This window comes from Xanthobacter sp. 126, assembly GCF_000526175.1.
Taxonomy (GTDB): domain Bacteria; phylum Pseudomonadota; class Alphaproteobacteria; order Rhizobiales; family Xanthobacteraceae; genus Xanthobacter; species Xanthobacter aminoxidans.
On record NZ_JAFO01000001.1, the window covers coordinates 3,806,737 to 3,826,449 of the forward strand.

The window sequence follows — 19,713 nt, forward strand, 5'->3', positions numbered from 1 at the left end:
TATGAATCGCCACGCGCCGGGGAAAAAATGCCCCGGCGGCTCAAATTCACGGCACCGGATCGGCCGGGGCCGCCGGTGCGTCACTCGATGACGATGCGCGGCGCCTGCCGGGTCTGGGCCGTGGCCTTGTCGAGGGCCGCCTTCACGCCGGTCGCCACATGCCGGTAGGCCGCCGCCTGCGGGCTGTCGGGATCGGAGATCAGGATCGGCAGGCCGGCGTCCGACATCTCGCGGATGCGCATGTGCAGCGGGATTTCGCCGAGGAACGGCACGCCCAGCTTGTCCGCCTCCGCATGGGCGCCGCCGTGGCCGAAGATGTCGGACCGGCCGCCGCAGTGCGGGCAGATGAAGTGGGACATGTTCTCCACAACGCCGAGGATCGGCACGTTCACCCGCTCGAACATGGCGACGCCGCGCCGCGCATCGATCAAGGCGAGGTCCTGCGGGGTGGAGACGATGACCGCGCCGGCGAGGTTCACCTGCTGCGCCATGGTGAGCTGGGCATCGCCCGTGCCGGGGGGCATGTCCACCACCAGCACGTCGAGCGGACCCCACTTCACGTCCTTCAGCATCTGCGAGATGGCGGACATGACCATCGGCCCGCGCCAGATCATCGGCGTGTCTTCCTCCACGAGGAAGCCGATGGACATCAGCTGCAGGCCGAAATTCTCCAGCGGCAGCATGGTCTTGCCGTCCGCCGTGGTCTCCGGCTTCTGGGCGACGCCGGTGAGGCGCGGCACCGAGGGGCCGTAGATGTCGGCATCAAGCAGGCCGACCTTCAGGCCGAGATCCCGAAGCGCGATGGCGAGGTTGATGGAGGTGGTGGACTTGCCCACGCCGCCCTTGCCCGAAGCCACCGCGATGATGGAGGCGACGCCCGGCACGGCGATGCCGCGCGGCGCAGGGGCTCCTCCATGAGCACCGCCATGGGCATGGCCGTGGCCATGACTATGCGCGGCCGCCGGCGCCTGCTTGCGCTCGGCGGTGAGGGTGACGAGGGCCGAGGCGACGCCCGGCAGCGCCTTCACCGCGTTCTCGGCGGCGATACGCACATCCTCCCACGCCCGTGCCTGGGCCGGATCGATGTTGATGGAGAGATAGACCTTGCCCGACGTGACCACGACGCCGGACAAGGCCGGCGAGACGGAAAGCGCCACGCCTTCGGGCGTGCGCACCTTCGCGAGCGTGGAACGGACGGTGTCCTCGGAAAGCTCGGCCGTGTGGCTCATCATGTCACTCAACTCCCCGGCCGGTCGGCGCGCGTGTGGGGCAGGCGCGGGGGCCGGACTGGAATGATTTGAAATCATCTTCTGATTCGCACGAGAGGCGGCGACTGCAAAGCCCGACATATGGGCGCTGATTAAACCCTAGGCAGAGTTGACGCCGATCTCCCATGGACATTCTTTTAGTCCGACTGTTGCGGCAGGGCTATATTTCCATTATACATGAAATATGGAACTATATCAGGCCGCCCCCATCTTCTCCGCCCTCGCCCATGAGGGGCGCCTCAGTGCGCTGCGCCTTCTGGTCGAAGCGGGGCCGGAGGGGCTTGCAGCCGGGGAGATGGCGCGGCGGCTCGGCGTTCCCCCGAATACGCTGTCGGCCAGCCTCTCCGTGCTCGCCCACGCCGGGCTTGTGACATCGCGCCGCGAGGGCCGCTCCATCATCTATGCCGCGCAGTACGAGACGGTGAGCGATCTCATCGCCTTTCTCACCGACAAGTGCTGCGGGGGCCAGCCCGAGCTGTGCGCTCCGGCGGGGCCGGCAGCCGGCACGTGCGCCCCAAAGACCGTGCAGGAACGGCAGCCGTCATGAACCAGATCAGCCCGCCCGTCGCCGCACTCATGGAGGCCCGGCCCATCGCGGCGTCTCCCGCCTTCGATCTGTCCCGCCGCATCGCCGCCGAAACCCTCGGAACCGCGCTGCTGCTCGCCATCGTCATCGGCTCGGGCATCATGGGCGAGCGGCTGGCGGGCGGGAACACAGCGATCGCCCTGCTGGGCAACACGCTGGCCACCGGCGCGGGGCTCGTCGTGCTGATCGCCGCCTTCGGCCCGGTGTCCGGGGCACACTTCAATCCGGCGGTGACGCTAGTGTTCGCGATGCGGCGGGAGATCGGATGGCGCGCCGCCGGCGCCTATATGGCCGCCCAGCTTGCCGGGGCCGTCGCGGGCGTCCTCGCCGCCCATGCCATGTTCGCCGAGCCCATGGTGCAGATTTCCGGCAAGCTCCGGGACGGGCCGGCACAGGGCTTCTCGGAGGCGGTGGCAACCTTCGGCCTCGTGACGGCGATCCTCGCCACCGTGCGCGTGCGCCCGCAGATGGTGCCGGCCGTGGTCGGCCTCTATATCACCTCGGCCTACTGGTTCACGGCCTCCACCTCGTTCGCCAACCCGGCGGTGACGCTGGCGCGGAGCCTCAGCGATACCTTCGCCGGCATCGCGCCCCAGTCCGTTCCCCTGTTCCTGCTCGCCCAATCGGCGGGCGCCCTCGCCGCCGCAGCCCTGTGCGGCTGGCTTTTCCGCGAGAGATCCCGCCCATGAGCGATTTTCCCGTCACCATCTACCACAACCCGCGCTGCGGCACGTCGCGCAATACCCTCGCGATGATCCGCGCCTCCGGCGTCGAGCCCACCGTGGTCGAGTATCTGAAGACCGGATGGACCAAGGCGCAGCTCACGGACCTCGCCGCCGCCACCGGCGCGCCCCTGCGCGATCTCCTGCGCGCCAAGGAGCCGCTCGTCGCCGAGCTGAAGCTGGCCGAGCCGGGCGTGACGGAGGCGCAATTGCTCGACGCCATGGTCGAGCACCCCATCCTGGTGAACCGGCCCATCGTGGTGACTCCCAAGGGCACCCGCCTGTGCCGGCCTTCGGAGGTGGTACTCGACCTGCTGGAGACGCCGCCGGAGAGCTTCACCAAGGAGGACGGCGAGGTGGTGACGACCGGTCGCTAGGGAGACGGCGGGGCGGGCCGCGACTGGTACGGGAAATGCTTCGCTCAGGTCCCTTGTCGTGAACCCGCCCATGACCGTCACGCCCGCCCATGAGATTCCCCTTGGCATCCGCCGCAAGGCCATCGCGGTCCACGAGGCCGGACACGCTTTGGTGGCCATCCTGCTCAAGCGGGACGTGACCGAAGCGCTGCTGCGCCCGCCGGACGGGTTGAGCGGGGAAACGCGGTTCGCCCATGGGGAAAGCGCCCCGCTCGACCTCTCGCAGGAAGCCGACCGGCGCCGGGCGGCCGACGCCATCGTCGTGCTCATGGCCGGGCAGGTCGCGGAGGCGGAATACTGGCGGCGGCACGCCTCGCTCTATTCGCCGAAGGTGAATTCCCATCGCAGCGACGCGGCGGAAGTCCTCACGCTCAAATCCGGCCTCGCCCTCGGCCCGGAGCAGGATGCGCTGTTTACCGGCTACTGCATCGAGAAGGCGAAGAAGCTGGTGCTTGAGGATGCCGCCCAGGCGGCCATCCAGGAAATCGCCATGCGGCTGTCCGAAACCATGTCGATCCAGCGGACGGAGATGGACGAGATCATCACCCGCCACCGGGTGGTGCTGCGGAAATAGTCTCACCCGGCCGACCACGGCAATTTCACTGAACTGCACGCCCGAGGCGCTGGTGCGCCGGCCGGGCGTCTATCGCAATCTCGTCTCACGCGAACTGGGCCGGCTCTCCGAGCAGGCTGTGTGAATGTTGAGCCCCGTCACAGGCTCTTCCGGCAGGCGCCCTCGGATGTGATATGGACATCGCGGACGGTGATCTCCCGCCTGAACGCGCCATCGGCCCGATGGATGGTGATCGATTGATATTGCGCCGCACCCGGATTGTCGTATTGGCAGGTGATGACATCCGGACCAACCGCGCACTGGCCGGCAGCGACGAAGACGTCACGCGCGCCATCGAACGCAAAGACCTCGCCCGCCTTCGGATCGACCTTATAGGCCTTGGAAAAGCTGAAGGTGTCGGAGGCCGACGGCGCTGCGGAGCTGCCGCACCGCAGGAAAAGCACGTCATCCTCGGACAGCGCCTGCGCTCCGCGCTCGGCAGCCTTGCCGTCTTCCGTCAGGAAGGGGAATGCCAGCAGGGCGCAGGCCATGGCGACTGCACAATGACGCATAGGGCACCAGAATTTTCAACCTCCGCCCCAGTGCCAAACATATCTGCTTCATAGCCTCCGCCGAAGTCGGCGCATGTTATGAATTGTAAATCAACATGCGTGCCGCGTCATCGTTCTGACGGCGTGGATGCGCGATTTCTTGTGGTGTCCTGCTTTTACAGTCTTCGATCGCCAAGCCATTCGTTGCTTCATATTTCCATATATTTCCAAGCGCACCCACCTGTAGCGGTCCCCACCGCACTCTCCTCCACCGACGCGACAGATGGCGCGCGAGGACGGCGCCATGCTGCAGCGCGAGCTTGTGTGCGACCGCGGCAGGAACACCTCTCCGCGGGGGCCGGGCCGTGAAAAAATGCCGGGGGCAAGCCCGGCAGATCGATGCGACGCGGGCAGATAGTGCGCTTACCCTCTTGAGCCCGCGTCGATCTTCGGGGACGGTTCAGCGCATCGTCTTGAGTCGGCGCTCCGGACGTGGACGCGAAACGCCTGCACCGTGCCAAGAGGTCTCCATGTCGCTACACACCCATGACCCTTCGGACGTGATCGGACGCGCCTGGGCGGTCAAGGCCAGCGCCGTCCTCGGATGGCTGACGGAGATTCCGGCCGCGGTGCTGGTGGTGGCCGAAATCCTCGTGCTGCTGGCGGGCGTCATCTTCCGCTATGCCCTGCACAAGCCGCTCATCTGGTCGGATGAGCTCGCCTCCATGCTCTTCCTCTGGCTGTCCCTGTTCGGCTCGGTGATCGCGCTCAATCGCGGCGAGCACATGCGCATGACGGCCATCGTCGGCATGATGAAGCCGCGCGCCCGCGCCTTCTTCGACATGATCGCCATCGCCGCCGCCGTGGCCTTCCTGCTGATGATCCTCCACCCGGCCATCGAATATGCGCAGGAGGAAGCCTATGTGGTGATGCCGGCGCTGGAGATCCCCAACACCTGGCGCGCCGCCGCCATTCCGGTGGGCACGGCGCTGATGCTGATGGTGGGGCTGCTGAAGCTCGCCCAGCACGCCACCGGCCGCGACACGGTCATCGCCATCCTCGTGGTCGCCGCCATCGTCGGCGGCTTCTATGCGCTCGGACCGGTGTTCCGAACGCTGGGCAACTACAATTTGCTGATCTTCTTCCTGTTCGGCGTGGGCGTGATGGTGCTGATGGCGGTGCCCATCGCCTTCTCCTTCGGCCTCGCCACCTTCGCCTACATCTCGCTTTCCACCCACACGCCGAGCATGGTGGTGATCGGCCGCTTCGATGAGGGCATGGGCCACCTGATCCTGCTCGCCGTGCCGCTGTTCGTGTTCCTCGGCCAGCTCATCGAGATGACCGGCATGGCGAAGGCCATGGTCGCCTTCCTCGCCAGCCTGCTCGGCCATGTGCGCGGCGGCCTGCATTATGTGCTGGTGGGCGCCATGTACCTCGTCTCCGGCATCTCCGGCTCAAAGGCGGCGGACATGGCGGCCGTCGCCCCGGTGCTGTTTCCGGAAATGACCAAGCGCGGCGCCAAGCCCGGCGACCTCGTGGCGCTGCTCTCGGCCACCGGCGCGCAGACCGAGACGATCCCGCCCTCCATCGTGCTCATCACCATCGGCTCGGTCACGGGCGTGTCCATCGCCGCTTTGTTCACCGGCGGCCTGCTGCCGGCGCTAGTGCTCGCCATCGCCTTGTGCTCGGTGGTGTGGTGGCGTTATCGCCACGAGGATCTGAGCGGCGTCACCAAGGCGAGCTGGGGCGAGGTCGGGCGCGCCTTCATCATCTCCGTGCCGGCCATCGCTTTGCCGTTCGTCATCCGCGCAGCGGTGATCGAGGGCGTCGCCACCGCCACCGAAGTGTCCACCATCGGCATCGTCTATTCGGTGGTGGCGGGCCTGCTCATCTATCGCCGGTTCGATTTCCGCCGCCTGTTCCCCATGCTGGTGGACACGGCGGCGCTCTCCGGCGCCATCCTGTTCATCATCGGCGCCGCCACCGGCATGGCCTGGGCGCTCACCCAGTCCGGCTTTTCCAACGCTTTGGCCGAGGCCATGCGCGCCCTGCCGGGCGGGTCGGCGAGCTTCCTCGCGGTGTCCATCGTCGCCTTCGTGGTGCTGGGCTCGGTGCTGGAGGGCATCCCCGCCATCGTGCTGTTCGGCCCCCTCCTCTTCCCCATCGCCAAGCAGGTGGGAGTGAACGAGGTGCACTATTCCATGGTGGTGATCCTCGCCATGGGCATGGGCCTGTTCGCGCCGCCGTTCGGCGTGGGCTATTACGCCGCCTGCGCCATCAGCCGCATCAGCCCGGACGCGGGCATGAAGCCCATCGTGGGCTACATGATCGCGCTGCTCATCGGCCTGATCATCGTCGCCGCCGTGCCGTGGATCTCCACCGGCTTCCTGTGACCGGACGGGCTGAGCCACCGACACCCCAAACGCAAACCGGCCGGATCGCAGGGCGATCCGGCCGGTTTTCATGAGAGGCTAGAGCACGCGCCGATCAGCTTGCGTCGCAAGCTGATCGGACAACGCGTTCTCTCTTTTCAAGTTAGAGGGCGATTCACCCATCAAATTGATTCAATTTGATCGGATCGCGCTCTAGGAGGTCAGCCCTTCACCATCGGGCACTTGCCATCGGCCATGGGGCGGAAGGCGTCCTTGGCGGGGATGGTCTCGACGAGATTGTAATAGTCCCACGGCCCCTTGGACTGGTCCGGCGTCTTCACCTGGAACAGGTACATGTTGTGGATGTGCCGGCCGTCGGCACGCACCTCGCCCTTGCCGAACAGCGGATCGTCGGAGGGCATCTCCTTCATCTTCGCCACCACCTTCTGGCCCTCGGTGGTGTTGGCCGCAGCGGCGGCGCGCAGATAGTGGAGCGCGCCGGAATAGACGCCCGCCTGGTTGGCAGTCGGGCGGCGGCCGTTCATCTGCGCCGCGAAGCGGTCGGCATAGGCGCGGGTGCCGTCATTCATGTTCCAGTAGAAGCCTTCGGTGAGGAACAGGCCCTTGGCCACCGGCAGGCCGAGGGAATGCACGTCAGTGACCTGCATCAGCAGCGCGGCGAGGCTCTGCTTCTGGGTGAGGCCGAACTCGGCCGCCGCCTTCACCGAGTTGATGGTGTCGCCCACCGCATTGGCGAGGGCCACCACCTGCGCGCCGCTGGCCTGCGCCTGCAGGATGAAGGAGGAGAAGTCCGACGCATTCGGCGGATGGCGGACGGAGCCGAGCACCTTGCCATCGGGCGAGGCCTTCACCACGGCCATGGCATCGGCCTCCAGCGCGTGGCCGAAGGCGTAGTCGGCGGTCACGAAGAACCAGGTGTCCTTCTTCGCCTTCAAGAGCGCAGCGGCCGTGCCGTGGGCGAGCGCCCAGGTGTCGTAGGTCCAGTGGACGGTGTTGGGCGAGCACTTCTCGCCGGTGAGCAGCGCCGTGCCGGGGCCGGAGGCGATGAACGCGACGTTGGTGCCGCGCACCACCTCCTGCACCGCCAGCGCCACCGAGGAGAAGGGCACGTCGAGGATGGCATCCACGGTGCCGTCTGCCACCCACTTGCGGGCGGCGGCGGAGCCGACATCCGGCTTGTTCTGGTGATCGAGGGAGATCACCTCCACCTCGATGCCGGGATGAGCCTTCTTGAAATCTTCCGCGGCCAGACGCGCCGACACGACGGAGCCGGTGCCGGTGGAATCGGCGCCGTTTCCGTTCAGGTCGGTGAGTACGCCGAGGCGGATCTTGTTGCCGGGGATTTCCGCGCGGGCGGGCGTCGGCGCGGCGAAGTGCGCCGCGGCGAGGAATGTGGCGCCCGCGACGAGCGCGAGCCGGGTTTTCCTGAGCATGGTTTTCTCCCTGTGTGTTCTTCTGGCTGTTCTTGAAACCCGCGCGGTCAGCTGCCGCGCACCTCTTCGAGCACCTTCTGCGCCACGTCCATGCGCACGCTGGCCCGCTCCACGAGAAGGCGGGCCACGCGGTCGATCTCCTCGCCGACCGCACCCGCCATCATGGCGATGTTCTGGGCATGAAGCGCCATGTGGCCCTTCTGGATGCCGGTGGTGGCCAGCGCCTTCAGCGCCGAGAAATTCTGCGCCAGTCCCACCGCCGCGATGATGCGGGCGAGCCGCTCGGCGGTGGTGACGCCGAGGATAGCGAGGCACGCCCGCGCCGTGGGATGCACCTTGGTGGCGCCGCCGATGAGCCCCACCGCCAGCGGCAACTCGATGGAGGCGGAAAGGTTGCCGTCCTTGTCCACCTCATAGGTGGTCAGCGAGGAATAGCGGCCCGAGCGGGCGGCATAGGCATGGGCGCCGGCCTCCACCGCGCGGGTGTCGTTGCCGGTGGCGAGCACCACGGCGGAGATGCCGTTCATGATGCCCTTGTTGTGGGTGGCGGCACGGTAGGGATCGGCGGCAGCGAACCCGTAGGCGGAAACGATGCCGTCGCGCACCGCCTCGCCACCGATGTCGGCCGCCTTCCACACCGCGCGGGCGCGGGCAAGGCGGCGGTCGGCGAGATTGGAGAGGATGCGCAGATAGACCCGCCCGCCGCTCCACGCGGCGATGGCGGGCGCGAGCTTCTCCGCCATCGTGTTCACGGCGTTGGCGCCCATGGCATCGCGCGTATCGACGATGAGATGGGTGACGACCATGGTGCCCGACGGCGTGTCGAGCAGGCGTACCTCAAGATCGCGGAAGCCGCCGCCGAGCGAGACCAGCACCGGATCGCAGGCATCGCACGCGGCCTTGATCTCGTCCCGCTTCTCCAGGATGCGGATGCGCGCGCCGGCCGGATCGGACACGTCCACCGCCTGCACCTGCGCGATCATCAGATTGCCGGAGACCGAGGTGAAGAAGCCGGTCTCGTAAACCTGCTTCGCCGCGTTGCAGACGGCGGCGACCACGGAGGATTCCTCCGTCGCCATGGGGACAAGCACGTCCTCGCCGTCGATCTTCATGTTGGTGGCGACGCCCACCGGAATGTTCATGGTGCCGATGACGTTCTCGATCAGCTTGTCGGCGAGCACCGGATCGAGATTGCCCATGTTGGCGAGGTGCGCGACCTGCGCCTCGTCCAGCCCGGCGAAGCCGGCGACGAGATCGAGCCGGTCGCGCGGGCTCAATTTGTGGAAGCCGGCAATGCGGGAGGAGCGGTTGGAGCCGGCGGCGCTGGTCATCTTGGGGCCTTCCTGTGGTCGCGCGGCATCGCCGGGTGGCGGACGCGAGGCAGGCGCGAAGGCAAGCCCACCGCACCCTTTTCGGGTGGCGCGGTTCCGGCGTTCCGTCCCTGTCTCTTGTCGGCCGCGCATGGCGCGCCTGTTGGGGCGGACTTTCCGCTGCGGCGAGGGGTACGGCAAGGAACACTTTGCGTTGGAAACGATGCAGCCGTACCCTTCTCTATATGGGTACGATCGAGCAGCTTCTTGAGGACGACAAGAGCCTGACGCGGGTGGACGCCGTGGTCCGCCTCCTGTCGCGCCGCATCGATGCCGGCCAGTTGCGGCCGGGGGAGAAGCTGCCTTCCATCCGTGCCGCCTTCGCGGCCTACGGCGTGTCACGCAACACGCTGGTGGAGGCCTATGAACGGCTCGCCGCCTCCGGCCGCATCGAGGCGCGGCCCGGCTCCGGCTTCTACGTGATGCGCACGCGCGCCGCGCCGGTGCGTCCGCCCGCCGTGCCCGCCGTCATCGAGGCGGTGGACAGCGTGTGGCTGCTGCGCGAGCAGCTGGAGCAGCATTACGACGTGCGCGTGGGCGACGGGCGCCCTCCCCCCTCATGGATGGAAGGCTCGGAGGTGGGGCGCTATCTCAAGCCCATCAACCGCCCCGGCCGCCGCCCCTTCCCCGCCAGCTATGGCAGCCCCTTCGGCTTCCCCCTGCTGCGCGAAGCGATCGCCGCGCTCCTCGCCGAGCGGGCCATCGCCGCCGATCCCGCGCGGGTGCTGCTGACGCAGGGCGCCAATCACGCACTGGACCTGATCGTGCGCATGCTGGTGGAACCGGGCGACACGGTGCTGGTGGATTCGCCCGGCTATTATCCCCTTTTCGGCAAGCTGCGCCTCGCCAAGGCGCGCACGCTGGGCGTCCGCCGCACGCCGGAGGGGCCGGACGTGGCGGACCTCGCCGAGAAGGCGGCGCAGTCCGGCGCCAAGCTGTTCTTCACCCAGTCGCTGGCGCACAACCCCACCGGCTCCTCGCTCACGCCCGCGGTGGCCTACCGGCTGTTGCAGGTGGCCACCCGCCATGGCCTGCTGGTGGTGGAGAGCGACCCGTTCGCCGATATCCTGCCCGCCTCCCACCCACGCCTCGCCTCGCTGGACCAGCTGGAGCGGGTGATCCATGTGGGTACCTTCGCCAAGACCCTCTCGGCGAGCCTGCGCTGCGGCTATGTGGTGGCCTCCGCCGATCTCATCGAGCGGCTGGGGGCGCTCAAGATGGTGACGAGCGTGAACTCCTCCGGCTATGTGGAGCGCATCGTCCACGATCTCATCACGTCCGGCCAATATCGGCGCCATCTCAAGCGCTTGCGCGGCCGCGTCTCCGCCGCGACAGACCAGGCGCAGGCAACGCTGGGCCGGCTCGGCCTGCCCATCTTCGGCCCACCGGGCGGCGGCTTCTATCTCTGGTGCGAACTGCCCGACGGGCTGGACGACAGCGCCCTCTCCCGCCGCGCCGCCGAGCGCGGCATCCTCCTGGCACCGGGCGCGGTATTCCATCCGGATGCAGAGCCCCGCCGGCCATCGCTGCGGATAAACGTGGCCTATGCGGACGACCCGCGCTTCGAGAAGTTCATGGGCGAGATATTGGGCTGATCTCAGTCGAAGCCGTAGAGCGCGGCGGGATTGTCGATGAAGATGCGGCGGCGGGTGTCCGCATCGGCGCGATCGAGCCCGAGCAGGAGGGCGGGGTCGAGATCGTCGGGCATTGCCTTGAACAGCTCCGTGTGCGGCCAATCGCTGGCCCAGAGCAGCCGGTCGGTGCGACAGGCGAGGAGGGCCGCCACATAGGGCGCGAGCGCCGCATAACCATCCGGCTCGCGGCGGCACAGGCGGTAGGGCGCGGAAAGCTTCACCCAGAGATTGCCTTCGGCAACAAGCTCCAGCACCTCGCCGAAGGGGCCGCCCTCCAGCGGCAGGCCGGGGGCGAGGAATCCCATGTGGTCTAGCACCACCGGCACCGGGCAGGCGCGCACGATGGGCGCGAGGATGAAGCCTTCGCCGATCACCGCCTGCAGCTGGATATGCCAGCCGAACGCCCCGATCCGCGCGGCGAGGCGCGCCAGATCTTCCAGCGACAGCCCGCCAGGGTTGCGCCGGTTGATGCGGATGCCGCGCACGCCCAGACCGTGGAGCCCCGCAAGCTCGGCATCGCTCACCTCCGGCGCAACCACGACCACGCCGCGCAGGTGTTCAGGGTCACGCCGCAGCGTGTCGAGCAGGGCCGAATTGTCCGTGCCGTAGACGCTCGGCTGCACCAGCACCGCGCGATCGATGCCCAGCGCCGCCATCACCGGCCGGTAGGCATCGAACGTCACCGGCTGAGGCGTGTAGTTGCGGCCGGCGACCAGCGGATAGCGCTCGGGCGGGCCGAACACATGCATGTGCGTGTCGCACGTCCCCGGCGGCAGTGCGCGCGCGTCCGGCGTCGCCGAGATGGGGCGCGGCGGCAGGCAGAGCGGAGCGGCGGCGCTCATGATCGCGTGCCTCAGCGCGGGACCATGAAGTCGAAGTCGCAGCCCTCGTCCGCCTGCAGCACGGTCTGCTGGAACAGCCGGGCATAGCCCCGCTCCGGCAGCGGCTTTTCCGGCACCTCCGCGAGGATGGCGCGGCGGCGGGCGAGTTCGTCTTCCGCCACCAGAAGGTCGATGCGCCGGCCTTCCACGTCGAGGCGGATCATGTCGCCGCTCTTAACCAGCGCCAGCGGCCCGCCCACCGCCGATTCGGGCGTGATGTGCAGCACGATGGTGCCGAAGGCCGTACCGCTCATACGGGCATCGGAGATGCGCACCATGTCCTTCACGCCCTGCCGCCCGAGCTTCTTCGGAATGGGCAGATAGCCCGCCTCGGGCATGCCCGGCGCGCCCTTGGGGCCGGTGTTGCGCAGCACCAGCACATCGTCGGCGGTGACGTCGAGGTCGGGATCGTCGATGCGCGCGGCCATGTCGGCCACCGAATCGAACACCAGCGCGCGGCCGATGTGCTGCAACAATCGATCGCTTGCCGCCGCCTGCTTCAGGATGGCGCCGCCGGGCGCGAGATTGCCGCGTAGCACCACCATGGAGCCCTGCGCCTTGATGGGGTTGGAGCGGGGCCGAATGACATCCTGGCCGGGCACCTCCTCGGCGGCCTCGACCATCTCGCGCAGGGTGCCGCCAGATACGGTCGGCGCGTCGAGATCGATCAGGTCGCCGAGCTGCTTGAGCAGCTTGGGCACGCCGCCGGCATGGTGAAAATGCTCCATGTAGTGGGCGCCGGAGGGCTTCAGATCCACCAGCACCGGCACGTCGCGGCCGATGGCATCCAGCGTCTCCAGCTCCAGCCGCACGCCGGCGCGGTTGGCGATGGCGGTGAGGTGGATGATGCCGTTGGTGGAGCCGCCGATGGCCTGCATCACCACCAGCGCATTGTGGAAGGCGGCGGGGGTGAGCAGTTCGCTGGGCTTCGGCCCGCCCTCCACCGCGAGCCGCGCGGCGACCTTGCCGCTCTGCTCGGCGAGCCGCACGCGCTCGGCATGCGGCGCGGGGATGGACGCGCTCATGGGCAGGGAAAGTCCGAGCGTCTCGGTGATGCAGGCCATGGTGGAGGCCGTTCCCATCACCATGCAGGTGCCCACCGACGGCGCGAGGCGGCCGTTCACGATGTCGATCTCGGCCTCGTCGATCTCGCCCGCCCGGTGGGCGCTCCACAGGCGCCGGCAATCGGTGCAGGCGCCCAGCACCTCGCCGCGATGATGGCCCACCACCATGGGGCCGACCGGGACCACCACGGTCGGCAGGTCCACGCTCGCCGCGGCCATGATCTGCGCCGGCAGCGTCTTGTCGCAGCCGCCGATCACCACCACCGCGTCCATGGGCTGGGCGCGGATCATCTCCTCCGTGTCCATGGCCATCAGGTTGCGCAGGAACATGGAGGTGGGATGGGCGAAGCTCTCGTGGATGGAGATGGTGGGAAACACCATGGGCATGGCGCCCGCGAGCATCACCCCGCGCTTCACCGCCTCGATGAGCTGGGGCGCGTTGCCGTGGCAGGGGTTGTAATCGCTGTAGGTGTTGGTGATGCCGACGATGGGCCGGTCCAGCGCATCGTCCGAATAGCCCATGGCCTTGATGAAGGCCTTGCGCAGGAACAGCGCAAACCCGTCGTCGCCGTAGCTCGTCAATCCTTTTCGCAGTCCCCGCGCCATCCTCGCCTTCCCCGTGCCGATCATCGCCGACCTGAAGGCGGAGAATTTCCCCGCCCGATCTGATTGTCAATAATACATGCCCACAAACGCGACATAAGACGAAAAGTGCGCCGACATTCGGAATCATTATTGACAATAATCCGACCTCCGCCCAGTCTCCCGGCAAACCCCGGGCATAACGGGACTTAGCGGGAGGAACGCGGATGACGAGCATTCGAGGCGCCGGAAAGACGTTGGGGTGGGGGCGCGGCCTGTGCGCGGCCATCGCCATGACCGCGGCGATGGGCGGGGGCCACGCCTTCGCGCAAACCGAAATCACCATGTGGAGCAACTGGCCCGACGAGCCCGCCAAGAAGGAATGGGTGACGGCCCGGGTGAAGGACTTCGAGGCCGCCAACAAGCAGTGCACGGTGAAGCTCAGCTTCATCCCCAAGGCCGACATCTATACCCAGGCGAAGTCCGCCGTGCGCACCGGGCAGGCCCCGGACATCTTCTACATGGAGCCCGACCAGCCGGAATTCCTCGCCGGCGGCTTCCTGGAGCCCCTCGACGGCTACATCGATCTCAACGGCCTCGAAGACTGGGCCAAGCCCGCCTGGACCTCCAAGGGCAAAGTCTATGGCGTGCCGGTGGAGGCCTATACGGTCGAGCTCTACTACAACAAGGATCTGGTGAAGAAGGTGGGCGTAGACGTGCCGGCCTCCTTCCAGCTCACCCAGGCGCAGTTCACCGATCTGGTGAAGAAGGGCGTCGCCTCCGGCATCACGCCGGTGTCGCAGGGCGTGGGCGACCGGCCGTTCCCCGGCGGACAGCTGCTGTTCGAATCCCTGCTGCGCAAGCTCGGCCCGGACGACTACAAGAAGCTTCTGAACGGCGAACTGTCGTTCAAGGATCCGCGCGTGCAGGAGGTGATGACCTGGGTGAAGGAGCTGGTGGATGCCGGCGCCTATCCCAAGAGCTTCTCCACCCTGAAGCTCGGCGAGTCCCACTTCTACTTCTACAATTCTCCGGGCTCCCTCACCTTCCCCGACCCCAGCTGGTTCACCGGCCGCGCCTTCGCCGCGCCGGAGAAAGGCGGCATGCCGGCGAACTTCCCGCTGGGCATCATGAAGTTCCCCGCCATGGACAAGGGCGCCTGCCCGAACTGCAAGACGCTGGCGGTGGCCGGCAGCTTCGTCATGTATTCCAAGGGCAAGAACAAGGATTGTGCCGGCGCGCTGCTGAAATCCATGGCCAATGCCGAGAACGGCACCAAGTGGATCAGCGAGGTGTCGCTGCAGAGCGGGCTCAAGTCCGATCCGGCGAATATCGTCAGCCCCCACAAGGCCTATTTCGACGAGCTGAACGCCCGTAACAAGGACGTGACCTACTTCTTTGGCACGCCCTTGCTCTACTACCGGGCCAAGTGCGCCGAAACCTACATCCAGGTCATGAATAACGCCTTCCCCGCCGGCCTCATCAGCGTTGCCGATGCGGCGGAGAAGATGGACGCCGCCTGCCTGAAGAAGTGAGCGATGCCCGACGCCATTTCCATCCGAACCGCGGCCAAGAGCGGGGAGGCGAAAGCCTCCTCGCGGGCCACCCTCGCCGACCCCAGGCGCGCCACGCGGCTGGTCCTCGCCATCTTTCTCGGGCCGGCTTTGCTGGTCTATTGCGGGCTGACGGCCTATCCGGCCTTCCGCACCATCTTTGACAGCTTCTTCACCATCGAGGGCATGGACGCGACCTTCGTGGGCCTCGCGAACTATCGCGAGCTGATGGGCGACGAGACCTTCTGGGTCGCCGTGCGCAACACCTTCATCTGGTCCTTCGTCGCCCCCGTCATCGATGTCGCCACCGGCCTCCTGCTCGCCCTCGCGCTCTATGCCGGCGTGCCGTTCGCGCGCTTCCTGCGCGTCGCCTGGTTCACGCCGGTGCTGCTCTCCTACGTGGTCGTCGCGATCCTGTGGATGTGGATCTACAATTACGACTGGGGCGTGCTGAACGTGATGCTGCGGGCCGTGGGCCTCGGCGACCTCGCCTCCTCCTGGCTCGGCGATCCCAACCTCGCGCTCGCGGCCGTCATCGTCACCCATTCGTGGAAGTGGGCGGGCTTCAACATGGTGGTGTGCCTCGCCGCCATCCACTCTTTGCCCAAAGAAGTGCTGGAAGCCTCCGACCTCGACAACTGCGGCTGGGGCGCGAAGCTGCGCTACATCATAGTGCCTATGCTGCGGCCGACGCTGCTGTCGCTCTACATCCTCTCCTTCATCGGCAAGATGAAGGTGTTCGATCTGGTGTGGATCATGACCCAGGGTGGGCCTTTGTGGGCGACGGAGACGGTCTCCACCTACGTCTACAAGCGCGCCTTCAACTGGAACACCTTCGACCTCGGCTATCCCTCCGCCATCGCCACCGTGTGGTTCCTGGTGGTGTGCGCCGCGGTCATCATCCTCAACCGCGTGCTCGGCTCGCGCGAGCGGCTGGAGTATTGAGATGGCCGCAACCCTCGCCGCCGCCTCCGGCCGCGCGCCGCTGCCGCGCCTGTTCTCGCGGGGCATCCTCGCGCTGGTGCTGGGCGTCTACACCATCTACCAGCTCGGCCCGTTCCTGTGGCTCGCCACCATGTCGGTGCGCACCACGGCGGAGATCAGCGCCGATCCCTATGCCTGGCCGAGCCCCCTGCACCTCGACCAGTTCCGCACCGCATGGGTGGATTCCGATTTCGCCACCTACTTCTGGAACTCCACCATGGTGGTGGTGGGCGCCGTGGCGGTGCTCACCTTCATCGGTGCCGCGGCGGCCCATGCGCTCGCGCGCTATCGCTTCCGTGGCAACCGGCTGATCTACGGCATCCTGTTCTCGTCCATCATCTTCCCGCCGCAGATCACCCTGATCTCGCTCTACCAGATCCTGGTGGACTACAATCTCTACAACAGCCTGTTCGGGCTCGCGCTGGTCTATATCTCGCTCCAGCTGCCGTTGACTGTGTATCTCCTGGAAGGCTTCTTCGCCCGCATCCCGCAGGACCTGTTCGACGCCGCCAAGATGGACGGCTATGGCGACCTCGAGATCTTCTGGCGCATCGTGCTGCCGGTGGGCATGCCGGCCATCGCCACCACGCTGATCCTGAACTTCATCCAGCTCTGGAACGAGTTCCTGTTCGCGGTGGTGCTCATCACCGATCCGGACAAGCGCACCCTGCCCATCGGCATCCGCGCCTTCATGGGCGATCATTTCCAGGACATCGGCATGATCGCCACCGGCGTCATGATCTCGGTCATCCCGGTCATCATCGTCTACGTCTTCTTCTCCGAAAAACTGATCCGCGGCATGACCGCCGGCGCGATCAAGTGAGGCTGAATCCAGTGAGGCTGCTATGGCAGTGGTGAAACTCGACAAGATCGTGAAGCGCTACGGCGGCGGCGGGCCCGTCGTGGTGGAGGACGTGGACCTCACCATCGACGACGGCGAGTTCATGGTGCTGCTCGGCCCCTCGGGCTGTGGCAAATCCACGACCCTGCGCATGATCGCGGGGCTGGAGACCATCTCCGGCGGCACCCTCTCCATCGACGGGCGCGTGGTGAACGATGTGCCGGCCAAGGACCGCGACATCGCCATGGTGTTCCAGTCCTATGCGCTGTACCCGCACATGAGCGTCGCGGACAATCTCGCCTTCGGCCTGCGCCGCCGTTCTATTCCCAATGCCGAGATCGAGCGGCGGGTGAAGGACGTGGCGGCGCTCCTCGGCCTCGCGTCACTGCTGACGCGCAAGCCCAGCGCGCTCTCCGGCGGCCAGCGCCAGCGCGTGGCGCTGGGGCGGGCCATGGTGCGCGAGCCGCAGGTGTTCCTGTTCGATGAGCCGCTGTCGAACCTCGACGCGGCGCTGCGCGTCAACACCCGCAGCGAAATCATCAAGCAGCACCACCGCCTCGGCTCGACCATGATCTACGTTACCCACGATCAGGTGGAGGCGATGACCATGGGTACCCGCATCTGCGTGATGAACGCCGGCAAGGTGGCGCAGATCGGCGCGCCGCTGGACGTGTATTGGCAGCCGGCCAACACCTTCGTCGCCCGCTTCCTCGGCTCGCCGCCCATGAACCTCATGGACGCGACGCTTTCCGCAGCCACCCGCCGCGCCGCGAGCCCGGCGCTCGATGCGCCGCTCGCCCGCTGGAGCGACGGCGTGCTTCAGGCGCGGGACGGCCGCAAGGTGACGCTCGGCGTGCGCGCCGAGGACATGGCGATCGATCCCGCTGCCCTCGGCGGCGCGCCGGGCGGGCGCGTCACCGGGCGCACCATCGCGGTGGAGCCGCTGGGCGCCGAGACGCTGCTCCTGCTGGAACTGCCCGGCGGCGGCGAGATAACCGCCCGCCTGCCCCGCCACGTCACCGCGACGCCCGATCAGGAGGTGGTGCTCTTCTTCCGGGCCGACGCCGCCTATCTGTTCGATGCCGAGACGGGCGATGCCATCGCCCCGCTGGAGACCGGCGCCGCCGCCGTTCGCGCCGCCGTGCAGCGGAGGACGCACTGATGGCCGCGCCGCTCCGCGTCGGCCTGATTGGCGCCGGCTGGGTCACCCAGAATCATCTGAAGGGTTGGGCGTCGCTGGGCGAGGCGGCGAAAGTCGTGGCCATCGCCGACCCGTCCGCCGAGCGCGCCGCCGAGCGGGCGCGCGCCTTCGGCATCCCCGCCGTCTTCACCAGCGCCGAGGCGATGCTGGCGGCCGGCGGCCTCGATGCGGTGGACATCGCCGCGCCCCGCGCTGTCCATGCAGAGCTCGCCCGCCTCGCGACCCGGCACGGCCTGCCCGTCCTGTGCCAAAAGCCCCTCGCCCCCACCCTGCCGGAGGCCGAGCAACTGGTTGCCGACATCGGCGGACAGGTGCGCCTGATGGTGCATGAGAACTGGCGCTTCCGCGCCTATTACCGGCAGGCCGCCGAATGGCTGCGGGGCGGCCGCATCGGGCCGGTGCGCGCCGCCCACCTCTCCCTCGTCACCTCAGGCACGGTGCCGGATGCGGAGGGGCGTTTCCAGGCGCTGGAGCGCCAGCCCTTCATGCGCGAGGAGCGGCGCATGCTGGTGGCGGAGGTGCTGATCCATCACCTCGACACGCTGCGCATGCTGCTTGGCCCGCTGAAGGTAGAGGCCGCCGCCCTCAGCCGCACCTGCACCGCGATGCGGGGCGAGGACGGCGCCGTCATCCAACTCTCCACTGCTGACGGTGCCGGCGTCTCCATCTTCGCCAGCTTCGCCGCCTATGGCGTGCCGGCGCAGCAGGCGGACCGTCTGACCATCCTCGGCGACGCCGGCACGCTCAAGCTCGACGGCTCCACCCTCTCCCTCGCCGGCCCTGAGCCGGAGCGGCTGGACTATGATCCCGAGGCGACCTATCTCGGCTCCTATGCCGCGACGATTGCCCATTTCGTCGCGTGCCTTCAGAGCGGTACGCCCTTCGAGACGTCGCCGCAGGACAATCTGGAGACCTTGCGGCTGGTGGAAGACTGCTACAGGCTTTCCGGATTCGAGACGGCGAACAGGAGCGCCGCATGAGCGAAGCGTCCCTTCCCGCATCGCGGGCCGACGAGCAGGCCGAAGTCCAGCGTCGGCTGGAGGATGACATCATCTTCGGCCGTTTCGCGCCCGGCTCCCGGCTGGTGGAAGACACGCTGATGGCGCGCTACGGCGCCTCGCGGCACTACATCCGGCAGGCGCTGGTGCAACTGGAGCGCACCGGCGTCGTGCGGCGCGAGAAAAACGTGGGCGCCACCGTCTGCTCTTACTCCGCCGAGGAGGTTCAGCAGATCTATGCGGTGCGCGAGATGCTCACCCGGCAGGCCGCACTGATGATCCCCCTGCCCGCACCGCCGGAGCTGATCGCCCACCTCAAGGACATCCAGGCCGATTATTGCCGCCATGCCGATGCCGGCAACCTGCGCGGCATCCACGAGACCAACGACCTGTTCCACCTGACGCTGTTCTCGGGCTGCGGAAACCCCTATCTGGTGCGCACGCTACAGGATTACATGGGCTATACCCTGCCCATGCGCGCCAAGAATCTCGCCGATCACGCCGGGCTCCAGCTCTCCCGCCGCCAGCACGACATCATGATCGAGCTGCTCGGAGGCACGGACAGCTGGGCGCTGGCGCAGCTCTGCGTCGATCACATGCAATACAGCAAGGCCGACTACCTTGCGCGCACCGCCGGCACGGCGGCCTCGGGTCGATTGGCGATCGCCGACTGACCTCCCCCT

The 19,713-nt window shown here is 67.5% G+C and carries 18 protein-coding genes; 12 read left to right on the top strand and 6 right to left on the bottom strand.

What is annotated here, in order from left to right:
* Positions 1-80 precede the first annotated feature (80 nt).
* Positions 81-1,232, bottom strand: coding sequence for an Mrp/NBP35 family ATP-binding protein (locus XAN126_RS0118115; RefSeq protein WP_024279995.1), 1,152 nt, complete (start codon positions 1,230-1,232; stop codon positions 81-83).
* Between the two features lie 220 nt (positions 1,233-1,452).
* Between XAN126_RS0118115 and XAN126_RS0118120 the strand changes: the two genes are divergently transcribed.
* From XAN126_RS0118120 to XAN126_RS0118135, 4 genes are all read left to right on the top strand, one after another.
* The gene (locus XAN126_RS0118120) at positions 1,453-1,815 is read left to right on the top strand and encodes a metalloregulator ArsR/SmtB family transcription factor (protein WP_024279996.1); all 363 of its coding nucleotides are present in this window, start codon (positions 1,453-1,455) and stop codon (positions 1,813-1,815) included.
* Between the two features lie 29 nt (positions 1,816-1,844).
* Entirely contained in the window at positions 1,845-2,543 is a 699-nt protein-coding gene (locus XAN126_RS0118125; protein WP_029877360.1) for an MIP/aquaporin family protein, read from the top strand.
* Positions 2,540-2,953 carry an arsenate reductase (glutaredoxin) gene (arsC, locus tag XAN126_RS0118130; protein ID WP_024279998.1) on the top strand — a complete coding sequence of 138 codons (414 nt, stop codon included), beginning with the start codon at positions 2,540-2,542 and terminating at the stop codon, positions 2,951-2,953. The genes XAN126_RS0118125 and arsC overlap by 4 nt, the downstream gene beginning before the upstream one ends.
* A gap of 70 nt (positions 2,954-3,023) precedes the next feature.
* Positions 3,024-3,566 (top strand): hypothetical protein, encoded by a 543-nt coding sequence (locus tag XAN126_RS0118135; RefSeq protein ID WP_024279999.1) that lies wholly within the window; start codon positions 3,024-3,026, stop codon positions 3,564-3,566.
* A gap of 137 nt (positions 3,567-3,703) precedes the next feature.
* Here the strand turns inward: XAN126_RS0118135 and XAN126_RS0118140 are convergent, their stop codons facing one another.
* Positions 3,704-4,096: a hypothetical protein gene (locus XAN126_RS0118140; protein ID WP_024280000.1), complete on the bottom strand. Its 393-nt coding sequence runs from the start codon at positions 4,094-4,096 to the stop codon at positions 3,704-3,706.
* A 530-nt stretch (positions 4,097-4,626) separates the two neighbouring features.
* Between XAN126_RS0118140 and XAN126_RS0118145 the strand changes: the two genes are divergently transcribed.
* Positions 4,627-6,489 carry a TRAP transporter large permease subunit gene (locus XAN126_RS0118145; protein WP_024280001.1) on the top strand — a complete coding sequence of 621 codons (1,863 nt, stop codon included), beginning with the start codon at positions 4,627-4,629 and terminating at the stop codon, positions 6,487-6,489.
* Between the two features lie 200 nt (positions 6,490-6,689).
* Here XAN126_RS0118145 and XAN126_RS0118150 read toward each other — a convergent pair whose 3' ends face one another.
* Positions 6,690-7,922: an ABC transporter substrate-binding protein gene (locus XAN126_RS0118150; RefSeq protein WP_024280002.1), complete on the bottom strand. Its 1,233-nt coding sequence runs from the start codon at positions 7,920-7,922 to the stop codon at positions 6,690-6,692.
* Positions 7,923-7,969: 47 nt separating this feature from the next.
* A complete protein-coding gene (locus tag XAN126_RS0118155; protein WP_024280003.1) occupies positions 7,970-9,253 on the bottom strand; it encodes a hydroxymethylglutaryl-CoA reductase, degradative in 1,284 nt (427 codons plus the stop codon).
* A gap of 224 nt (positions 9,254-9,477) precedes the next feature.
* Here XAN126_RS0118155 and XAN126_RS0118160 point away from each other — a divergent pair, with 224 nt between their 5' ends.
* The gene (locus XAN126_RS0118160) at positions 9,478-10,887 is read left to right on the top strand and encodes a PLP-dependent aminotransferase family protein (protein WP_024280004.1); all 1,410 of its coding nucleotides are present in this window, start codon (positions 9,478-9,480) and stop codon (positions 10,885-10,887) included.
* A 2-nt stretch (positions 10,888-10,889) separates the two neighbouring features.
* Here XAN126_RS0118160 and XAN126_RS0118165 read toward each other — a convergent pair whose 3' ends face one another.
* Entirely contained in the window at positions 10,890-11,768 is an 879-nt protein-coding gene (locus XAN126_RS0118165) for an amidohydrolase family protein (protein ID WP_024280005.1), read from the bottom strand.
* Positions 11,769-11,779: 11 nt separating this feature from the next.
* Positions 11,780-13,477 (bottom strand): IlvD/Edd family dehydratase, encoded by a 1,698-nt coding sequence (locus tag XAN126_RS0118170; RefSeq protein WP_029877364.1) that lies wholly within the window; start codon positions 13,475-13,477, stop codon positions 11,780-11,782.
* A 203-nt stretch (positions 13,478-13,680) separates the two neighbouring features.
* On the opposite strand from XAN126_RS0118170, the gene XAN126_RS0118175 reads away from it, so the two are divergent.
* Genes XAN126_RS0118175 through XAN126_RS0118200 form a run of 6 tightly spaced genes read left to right on the top strand, consistent with a single transcriptional unit; the run spans position 13,681 to position 19,704 of the window.
* Positions 13,681-14,988 carry an extracellular solute-binding protein gene (locus XAN126_RS0118175; protein ID WP_024280006.1) on the top strand — a complete coding sequence of 436 codons (1,308 nt, stop codon included), beginning with the start codon at positions 13,681-13,683 and terminating at the stop codon, positions 14,986-14,988.
* A gap of 3 nt (positions 14,989-14,991) precedes the next feature.
* Complete coding sequence (locus tag XAN126_RS0118180; protein ID WP_024280007.1) at positions 14,992-15,951, top strand: sugar ABC transporter permease; 960 nt, start codon at positions 14,992-14,994, stop codon at positions 15,949-15,951.
* Between the two features lies 1 nt (position 15,952).
* A complete protein-coding gene (locus XAN126_RS0118185; protein WP_024280008.1) occupies positions 15,953-16,813 on the top strand; it encodes a carbohydrate ABC transporter permease in 861 nt (286 codons plus the stop codon).
* A 22-nt stretch (positions 16,814-16,835) separates the two neighbouring features.
* Positions 16,836-17,993 carry a sn-glycerol-3-phosphate ABC transporter ATP-binding protein UgpC gene (gene ugpC, locus XAN126_RS0118190; protein ID WP_024280009.1) on the top strand — a complete coding sequence of 386 codons (1,158 nt, stop codon included), beginning with the start codon at positions 16,836-16,838 and terminating at the stop codon, positions 17,991-17,993.
* Positions 17,993-19,012 (top strand): Gfo/Idh/MocA family oxidoreductase, encoded by a 1,020-nt coding sequence (locus XAN126_RS0118195; protein WP_024280010.1) that lies wholly within the window; start codon positions 17,993-17,995, stop codon positions 19,010-19,012. The genes ugpC and XAN126_RS0118195 overlap by 1 nt, the downstream gene beginning before the upstream one ends.
* A complete protein-coding gene (locus XAN126_RS0118200; RefSeq protein ID WP_024280011.1) occupies positions 19,009-19,704 on the top strand; it encodes a GntR family transcriptional regulator in 696 nt (231 codons plus the stop codon). Before XAN126_RS0118195 ends, XAN126_RS0118200 begins: the two co-directional genes overlap by 4 nt.
* Positions 19,705-19,713: the final 9 nt, after the last annotated feature.